2 protein-coding genes are annotated in these 2,561 nt (G+C 62.9%); both read left to right on the top strand.

All coding sequences use genetic code 11. The annotated features are described in order from the left end of the window. On the top strand, positions 1-1,263 hold a 1,263-nt coding region (locus tag Q8K05_RS07580; RefSeq protein ID WP_305245920.1), incomplete at its 5' end, for a DEAD/DEAH box helicase. A 127-nt stretch (positions 1,264-1,390) separates the two neighbouring features. Then, entirely contained in the window at positions 1,391-2,347 is a 957-nt protein-coding gene (locus Q8K05_RS07575; protein WP_305245918.1) for a YihY/virulence factor BrkB family protein, read from the top strand. Positions 2,348-2,561: the final 214 nt, after the last annotated feature.

The following is a 2,561-nucleotide window of genomic DNA, read 5'->3' as shown; positions in this document are numbered from 1 at the left end:
CACGAAAACGCCTCCACCTCGCCGGCGCGCCACCCGGTGCGTGCGCTGGTGCTGCTGCCTACCCGCGAGTTGGCGGTCCAGGTGGCCGAACAGGTCAAGCTCTACGCCAAGTACACCAACCTCAACAGTGCAGTGGTGTTTGGCGGCATGGACATGAAGCCGCAAACGCTGGAACTCAAAAAAGGCGTTGAAGTGCTGGTCGCCACGCCAGGCCGCCTGCTGGACCACATTGAAGCCAAAAACACCGTGCTCAACCAGGTCGAGTACGTGGTGCTCGATGAAGCCGACCGCATGCTCGACATCGGCTTTTTGCCCGACCTGCAGCGCATCCTGAGCTACCTGCCCAAGCAGCGCATCACGCTCTTGTTTTCAGCGACTTTTTCGCCCGAAATCAAACGCCTCGCGTCCAGCTACCTGCAAGACCCGGTCACCATTGAAGTGGCGCGGTCCAACGCCGCCGCTTCCACGGTCGAGCAGCATTTCTACAGCGTCAGCGCCGACGACAAGCGCCGGGCGCTGCACCAGATCCTCAAGGCACGCGGCATGAAGCAGGCGTTTGTATTCGTGAACAGCAAGCTCGGCTGCGCCCGCCTGGCCCGCTCGCTCGAACGCGAAGGCCTCAAAACCACCGCACTGCACGGCGACAAAAGCCAGGACGAACGCCTGAAAGCGCTGGAAGCCTTCAAAAGCGGCGAGGTCGACCTGCTCGTCTGCACCGACGTGGCCGCCCGCGGCCTGGACATCAAGGACGTGCCCGCGGTGTTCAACTTCGACGTGCCCTTCAATGCCGAAGACTACGTGCACCGCATTGGCCGCACTGGCCGCGCCGGCGCCTCGGGTCTGGCTGTGAGCTTTGCCGCCAGCAGCGACGCCCGCCTGGTCGCCGACATTGAAAAGCTGCTGAACACCAAAATCGAACTTGAGCCCCTCGAGTTTGACGAAGACCGCCCCCGTATCGCCGAACAGGGCCGCATCAACGACGGTCGCCGCATGTACCGCGAGGCCGAGGGCGGCACCGAAGGCAGCGCTGTGCGCGAGCCGCGTGACGCACGCCCAGCGCGTGAGCGCCGCGAATACACACCGCATCGCCCGCCGGCCGCGTCACGCGATCCGTTTTTTGACAAACCCTACGAGCCCAAGGCAGACAGCCCAGTGCAACCCGCCTGGGAAGCCGACGCCAAGGCCGGCCCGGCGCGCAGCGGTGTCTCTGCCAACATCAAGGCCCGCAAAAAAGTGGCGGCGCTGTTCAAGGCCAGCACCTAAGCCCGTTTTCTTTCAGCGCCCGGTTTTTCGGGACTGGTTTGTTCTGTGTGGATCGTCGGCGCGAACCTACGACTTGTCGCAGCGCCGTCTGGTGCCCGCGCGACCGCAGCTTTATTAAGCTGCAGACATGATGGAAAAACTCGTCCGGGGTCTTCAGGCCTTGCTGGCCCTCGGGCTTTCAGCTTTCCAGTTTCTCTACCGCCCGTGGCGGCGCGCCATCGACTGCTGGGTAGACGCCGACGGCCTGCGCATGAGCGCGGCCATGTCTTTTTACGGCATTCTCAGTCTGGCCCCCTTGCTGGTCTTGCTGGTGGCCATTTTGGGCTGGTGGCTGGACCGCAGCTACATTGAAGCCAGCCTGGTCGAGCAGATCCGCAGCGTGATTGGCGCGCAAGGGGCGCAGGCGGTCCAGCAGGCGCTGTCGAGTGCCAGAAAGCCCTCGGAAGGCATCACCGCCTCCCTGTTTGCCTTTGCGCTGCTGCTGTTTGGCGCCACCGGCGTGTTTGCCGAGTTGCAAGACGCGTTCGAGCGCGTGTGGCGCCAGGGTAGCGGTGAGGCGCCCCGGCAAAAATGGTGGTACAGCGCATCGCTGCGCCTGCGTGGTGTCGCCTACATTTTGGCGCTGGGCTTTTTGCTCCTGGTGTCGCTGGTGATCTCCACGTTTCTAAGCCTGCTGTCGGGCTGGGCCGGCACCTACTTGCCCTTCGAAAAAATCGCCTGGGTCATCAACGAACTGGTGCTGTTAGGTTTCAGCGTCGCCCTGTTCGTGGCTCTCATGAACATGAGCACCGGCCCCAAACCCGCCTTGCGCTATCTCGTCATGGGCTCCGCAGCCGGTGCCATTTTGTTTGAAGTCGGCAAATACCTCATGGTCATTTACCTGTCCACCGCAGCCGTCGTGTCGGCTTACGGCGCGGCCGGCTCGCTGGTCGTCATGCTGATGTGGATTTACTTTTCCTCCGCCGTGCTCCTGCTGTCGGCCAGTGTGGCGCGTGCCTGGTCGGACGAGGCAGCCATTCGTGCGGCCCGGCTGGGTGCCAAGCCCGTTGCACCGCCTCCGCCTGTATCGGTTCAGTTGTCTTGATTGGGTTTTTTTCGGCTCCAGGTGCGTCGCGGTCAGTCTGAATTATTGGTAGCGGGTTGGCTTTGCGGGGTTGGGCTGGCCGGGAGTCGCCCGGCATGCGACTCACTTTCTTTGCTTCGCCAAAGAAAGTAAGCAAAGAAAGGCGACCCTACTGTCTGCGACCCTTCGCTGCGCTACGGGCACCTTGCGGTGCTCGCTTCAGGCGGGGTCCGCG

Origin of the sequence: Polaromonas sp. (genome assembly GCF_030682935.1) — a bacterium.
Classification (GTDB): domain Bacteria; phylum Pseudomonadota; class Gammaproteobacteria; order Burkholderiales; family Burkholderiaceae_C; genus Polaromonas.
The sequence above is the reverse complement of the archived record's forward strand: the minus strand, read 5'-3'. Positions and strand labels throughout refer to the sequence as shown.